We start from the raw sequence: 6,000 nt of genomic DNA on the forward strand, positions 1-6,000 counted from the left end.
TTACGAAAAACCTGGATGTGTAGGGGTTTAGCAGTGCTAAACCCTTACCAATAGAATCAAATGATTAAGCCATTTTGAGTATACCATTGGAACTGGACAAAAAATATGTTCCACACTATCAACTTCCACAAAGATAGCCGAGCATCTTAATCAAAGCACTGGAGATAAATGGACTCTTCTCCTCGTCTTTCTGCTATTTCTTGTTCTAATTCTTCCCAAGATTCTAGCGGAGGTTGTTCTTGCATAATTTCTTTACGAATAGCCAACAACTTTGCCCCTAAAGGTGTTTTAGGTTGATAGGAAGATAGAGTTAGCTGATCTTGATTTTCTTCAATAAGAGTATTAACCAAATTCAATACCTGAAGTTGTTTTTCAGAAGGTAAAATGCGCCATTTTTCTAATAAAATTTGTTCGGTATTCATAACTTCAAATCCAGTAAAATAAAGTTTACAATTCTCGGATTTCTCAAGATATTCTCACAAATTTCTAAAATGCTTGTGGAATTTGCCTTTTAAATTTTGAATTTTGTCTCCCTTACGGCAATCATAGATTCTATAATAGAATTGTTTGATCTGTCACCCCTTCTTTGAATATGACAACTAGCGCAACTATAAACAAGGTGGACTACCTCCGCATCAGTTTAATTGATCGCTGCAATTTTCGTTGTCAATACTGTATGCCCGAAGGTGCAGAACTTGATTATATCGTCAAGCAGCAATTATTAACGGATGAGGAACTGCTTACCCTTATTCAAGAAGTATTTATCCCCGTCGGTTTTACCCGCTTTCGCTTAACTGGTGGTGAACCTTTACTCCGTCCCCATGTAGTAGATTTAGTTGAAAAAATTGCTCATCTTCCCCAAACTGAAGATTTAGCAATGACTACAAATGGGTTTTTACTCGCTCCCATTGCCCAAAATCTCTATGATGCAGGTTTACGAAGAATTAATATTAGTTTAGATTCTTTAGATCCACATATATTTGAAGAAATTATTGGTAATCATGGACGGGGACGATGGCAGCACGTATGGCAAGGTATCCAGACTGCATATAATGTGGGATTTGACCCATTAAAATTAAATGTAGTCGTAATTCCCGGCGTTAATGACCATGAAATTTTAGATTTAGCTGCTTTGACGATTGATAAACAATGGCACGTCCGATTTATTGAATTTATGCCCATTGGTAATAGAGACTTATTTGGCGATCGCGGTTGGATATCTTCAGCCGATTTGCGTCAATCTATTCGTGAACGTTGGTGCTTGACAGAATCCCAAATTCGTGGTAATGGACCGGCTGATGTATTTAAAATTCCTGGAGCGAAGGGAACACTAGGATTTATTAGTCAGATGTCAGAATGTTTTTGCGATCGCTGTAATCGAATGCGTCTGAGCGCCGATGGTTGGCTACGTCCCTGTTTATTAAACGAAACAGGTCAAATTGACTTAAAAACAGCTTTACGAGCAGGTATTAGCACCAGCGAACTCCAAGAAAAAGTTAGACAAATTTTAAATATTAAATCAGAAATAAACTTTAAACAACGCGACTCTGGTACTGTCGGCACATATACCCGTACCATGTCGCAGATTGGTGGTTAGTCATTAGTCAGTTGTTGGTTGTTTAATAACCACTGACTACTGACCACTGACCACTGACCACTGACTACTACGCTTGACGTGAGTAGTATTCCACCACGAGTAGTTCATTAACTTGTAGTGCTACCCATTCCCGTTCAATTACACTATTGACTTTACCAGCCAATTTGTTTTTATCAAACTCTAAATGACTGGGAAGGTTAGCTAAACCAGGATATTGCAAGTTAGCTTCCACCAACTTCTTAGAAGCTTCCTTATTTCTCACAGCAACTTCTTCACCAGGACGGCATTGATAGCTGGCAATATTTACTACTCGGCCATTAACAGTTACGTGACCGTGATTCACCAATTGACGGGCGGCTGGGATTGTGGGAGCCATACCCATCCGAAAAACGGTATTATCCAGGCGCATTTCTAACAATTGCAGCAACACCTGTCCAGTAGAACCAGATACTCGTCTAGCTTTACGAACATAGCGGAGCATTTGTTTTTCGGTTAAACCATAGTTCATGCGGAGCTTTTGCTTTTCCTCTAAACGGATAGCATACTCAGATCGCTTTTTACGGTTTTGGCCATGCTGTCCTGGGGGATAAGCACGTCTAGCACTCTTTCGAGTTAAGCCTGGTAATTCGCCTAAACGACGGACAATTCTGAGGCGGGGTCCTCTATATCGGGACATGAGTTTCCTTAATTAATCCTTCTTAAATTTTATTCAGACCTACCATTATGGCATAGTTCCCAAAAGGATAGACATTTACGGCTAAATTGTCTTTTATTTACCGTTAATATTCACCAGAAATCAATCAGTTAAATTCACCAATTTTCGGTAGATTTCTGGTGATTGCACCGACATTCCTTCATGGTAGAAGATTGGGAATCAAATTCTAGGGTAGCATAACCTTGGTTGAATCGAAAACGGTTATGTTAAAAAGCGAAAAAAAAATGAGTAACTTTGGGAACAAAAAAACCAATTATTCCTTCAGGACATTTACAGCATCATTTATAACTATAGGTGGATTACTAACCAGTATTTTACCTACCCTGGGTGTTACCGATTCCTATAGGAACGACTATCGTGTTTGTGCTGCTCAACTATTGAGTTTGGGTGTTACAGCAAACCAAGCGGCTCAAAGTTGTGCCGTTGCACTCCGACCACGAGAGTTATCCTCATGTGTAGCAAAAATTCATAAGCTTACACAAATCACCCCTGTGGATGCCCTTTATTCTTGTCAGCAGGCTCGCCGTCCACAGGATCTAGCAACCTGTGTAGTTAGCATTAGTAAAAGTTATCAAGGGTCAGCAAACCCAGCTACTTTAACATCCTGTGGTCGCAGTTTGTTACCAGTAACTTTTGCAGAATGTGTGGTTGGCTTGCGTCGGGAAATTGATTTGAGTCCTACTCAGGCATTAGATACTTGTATTGATGCCAGCGAAGGATCTAGCGGTTTTGGAGGAGTGTCTACAAAGCCTTTGGAATTTAGTCCCAACTCAGAGACGACACCAAAGCCATCAACTCCCATGAGTAAATAGATTAATAACTGCTCCTTATCTTTGATTCTCTTTTACGTAACTGTAGGGCTGGTAAGTACGCCACCCTACACAATGTAAAAATTGTGTTTCCTATTCATCTTTATTGCCAACGACCATTTGTAAGATAATTGGCACTCCTCCCTCTTGGTGATATTTATCCCCCCAAGCCCGAATGATTTCGTCTAAGTCTTCCATTGCTTGCTCGATCTGCTCGTTGGGAATATCTAGTTCTTCCACCGCACGCATAGTGTTTGGTTTCCGATCTGCCCAATATTTCATCATGCGGAAATACCGAGCCGTATCTTCTACCATTGTGTATGTGCGCTCTTGATCATCGGCTGGAGCATAAAATGGACGAGTTAGAGCATAAAAGGGCATTCCCCAAGGACAATCAATGCGTGTTACCGTTCCTGAATAAAGTAGACGGCGCTTGATATGTTCTGCTAATGCTTCACTCAAGGGCATTTGGTGGTTAGGGGGTAAGTCTTCCTGCGATCGCTTATGGAGAAAATCAATTAACTCCATAAATTCAAATGAGGTGACTAACTTGGCATCAGGAAGATTATTAGGTAGCTTTTGCTCAATTTGCTTTTTCTCTTCACTGGTCAGACTCGTACCGGGAACACGGGATCTTCCTGGTTGCCAAGGATATTTTTCCATCCAGACATAGGGTAGTTGGATCAGATAGCGAGGTTCTTGAGAACCCAGCATTTTTAGAAGTTTGCCTTCAGTTAAAGCTAGTCTTACTTCTTCGACAATAATTTTAACTCGTTTCGGCTCAAGGTGATGCAAATGTCCAGTCATTCGCAGGTTTTGCCCCTGCTCTAGATAGGTCATGTAAATTGCACACTTGGCTGCTGTTGCGGCTGCATCTAAAAACGCCCCATGCCTGTGGCCACTTGTACGCATGGCACTAAAAGCTAAATAAAGCATGATCTGATCCATCGCACTAGGGCCAAGACGCTTGATCAGATCTATGTCGTTGGTCATATTCTACAGACAGATGAATGGCTCGTTTACAAGTGTGATATTTAAATCAAACTACTAATTATACACCCATTTGGAGATAAATTTTTTAATTCTTAACCTAAAATTACTGGTTGACTCGGAAGTTTTTAGGTGGTAAATGTTTAGGGTGTAAATTGGTAATTTCTCGTGTCAGACTAACTAACCCCTCCCCCTGGTGTGACTAGAAAACTTTAGATGTCCAGGGTGTTGTGATGCAGGGGTATAGGGGATGACAGAGGAATGTAGAGTGATTCGTATTTTGTATCTAAGAAACTAGTATAACTTTCTATTGCTGAAATATCTATATATTTTACAAAAATTTTTTCTACAGATTTATTTCAGATCACTTTTAATACCAGGAGAGAATAGGGAATAGGTAAGAGGTTGATTTGTCTTGTCTCTATTTAGAAGGCTGGGATGGCTGGGGCGTTTTTTTCCAGCTAATACTGGCTGCGCCAACAGTCACAAATAGAACTCCTATGATTTGGATCATATTCAGGGATTCTTGCAGCATTAAGCCAGCGAAAATTACCGTCAAAATTGGTACTGTAGCCCCAATTATGGATGATAGAGGAGCGCCTAGTTTACGAATACCAAAATTATTGAATAAATATCCGCATAGAGTTAAAACACCTAAGATAAAAGCACTGAGAACCAGTTCTAGGGCATTGGAGGCGTTAATGACTAAACCTGAATTACCGGGTAAAGGGATGATTAAGCAGAGAAAACTTAATAACAACATGGTAGTGAAGTTAATTAAAGTCAAAGAGACGGGATGTAATTTCAGCTTAGTGGCGCATACTCTCGTCAGAATGACATAAATTGCAAATGCCAGCCCCGACATAAGTGCTGTGGTACTTCCTAATGAGGTATTCTTCACCCCTACAGACTCACTACCTAAAATCAACAATTCACCACAAAAGATAGCCGCGATCGCACCAGTAGCTAAGAAGTTAGGACGTTCTCGAAATAGAAACCAAGACAGGAACACACTCAAAACTGGATAGATAAAGAAAAGAGCGATCGCCATTCCCGTTGTGACTTCACCAATAGCCACATAAATAAGTACCTGTGATAAAAACAAGAAACAACCGCTGATTACCGATAAAAATAACACCTGTTTAGTTTTTTTCTGGCTAGGAGTTGCATTTGCCCGTAATGAAGCAAATAAATTTTCTAAATCTTCCCAAATAGGCGGATGTAATATTGGTGACAAAAGTAACATTAATGGCACAACGACTAATAAACGGAGCATTAAAATCAAGAAAATATTACCCAATGTCGGCAAAATTAATTGCTGTGTTGACAATCCTCCCAAGGAATTAGAAGCTGTGTAAAATATCGCTTTAATGGCCACGTTGTAAAGGGAAGAAACCACTGTAGATAAAGCAATCAAAAAGAAACCTATTTGCAACTCTGACCAATTTGCAGAGGTTCGGGATCTCTGTTGTCTAGGCGTTGTTTGTTGTTTAGGCGTTGTTTGGGTGTTATTTGTTGTTTTTTGCTTGGATGTCGTTTCTCGTCTTAATTTTGGTGAAGGAGGTCGTCCTGTTGATAAATTAGGAGTTAAAACAGAACGTGGTTCTGGTGTTGTTTCTCCTAGAGATGGTGCTGTTAATACGTTAGAAGTCAAGACCGAACTAGGTTCTGGTGTTTTATTTTCTGGTGGAGTATCAGGATTAATAACAGAACTGGGTTCTGGTGTTTTATTTTCCGGTGAAGTATCAGGATTAATAACAGAACTGGGTTCTGGTGCTTTATTTTCCGGTGAAGGATCAGGATTAATAAACGAACTGGGTTCTGGTGCTTTATTTTCCGGTGAAGGATCAGGATTAATAACAGAAATAGGTTCTAGTGCTTTATTTTCC

General features: G+C 40.0%; 6 protein-coding genes. 2 read left to right on the forward strand and 4 right to left on the reverse strand.

Annotated elements, in window-relative coordinates:
• Window positions 1-146 precede the first annotated feature (146 nt).
• Window positions 147-422, reverse strand: coding sequence for a hypothetical protein (locus tag FJR04_RS12780; protein WP_168495286.1), 276 nt, complete (start codon window positions 420-422; stop codon window positions 147-149).
• Between the two features lie 188 nt (window positions 423-610).
• Between FJR04_RS12780 and moaA the strand changes: the two genes are divergently transcribed.
• Window positions 611-1,597 carry a GTP 3',8-cyclase MoaA gene (moaA, locus tag FJR04_RS12785; protein ID WP_168495444.1) on the forward strand — a complete coding sequence of 329 codons (987 nt, stop codon included), beginning with the start codon at window positions 611-613 and terminating at the stop codon, window positions 1,595-1,597.
• 67 nt (window positions 1,598-1,664) lie between these two features.
• Here moaA and rpsD read toward each other — a convergent pair whose 3' ends face one another.
• Window positions 1,665-2,273: a 30S ribosomal protein S4 gene (rpsD, locus tag FJR04_RS12790; RefSeq protein WP_168495288.1), complete on the reverse strand. Its 609-nt coding sequence runs from the start codon at window positions 2,271-2,273 to the stop codon at window positions 1,665-1,667.
• Window positions 2,274-2,536: 263 nt separating this feature from the next.
• Between rpsD and FJR04_RS12795 the strand changes: the two genes are divergently transcribed.
• Window positions 2,537-3,124, forward strand: coding sequence for a hypothetical protein (locus tag FJR04_RS12795; protein ID WP_168495290.1), 588 nt, complete (start codon window positions 2,537-2,539; stop codon window positions 3,122-3,124).
• Between the two features lie 90 nt (window positions 3,125-3,214).
• On the opposite strand, the gene hetR is transcribed toward FJR04_RS12795, so the two are convergent.
• Together hetR and FJR04_RS12805 are read right to left on the reverse strand one after the other, a co-directional pair.
• Window positions 3,215-4,114, reverse strand: a complete 900-nt coding sequence (hetR, locus tag FJR04_RS12800; RefSeq protein ID WP_168495292.1) for a heterocyst differentiation master regulator HetR — start codon at window positions 4,112-4,114, stop codon at window positions 3,215-3,217.
• Between the two features lie 418 nt (window positions 4,115-4,532).
• On the reverse strand, window positions 4,533-6,000 hold a 1,468-nt coding region (locus FJR04_RS12805), incomplete at its 5' end, for an EamA family transporter (protein ID WP_168495294.1).

The sequence above is a fragment of the Anabaena sp. UHCC 0204 genome, from assembly GCF_009711975.1.
Classification (GTDB): domain Bacteria; phylum Cyanobacteriota; class Cyanobacteriia; order Cyanobacteriales; family Nostocaceae; genus Dolichospermum.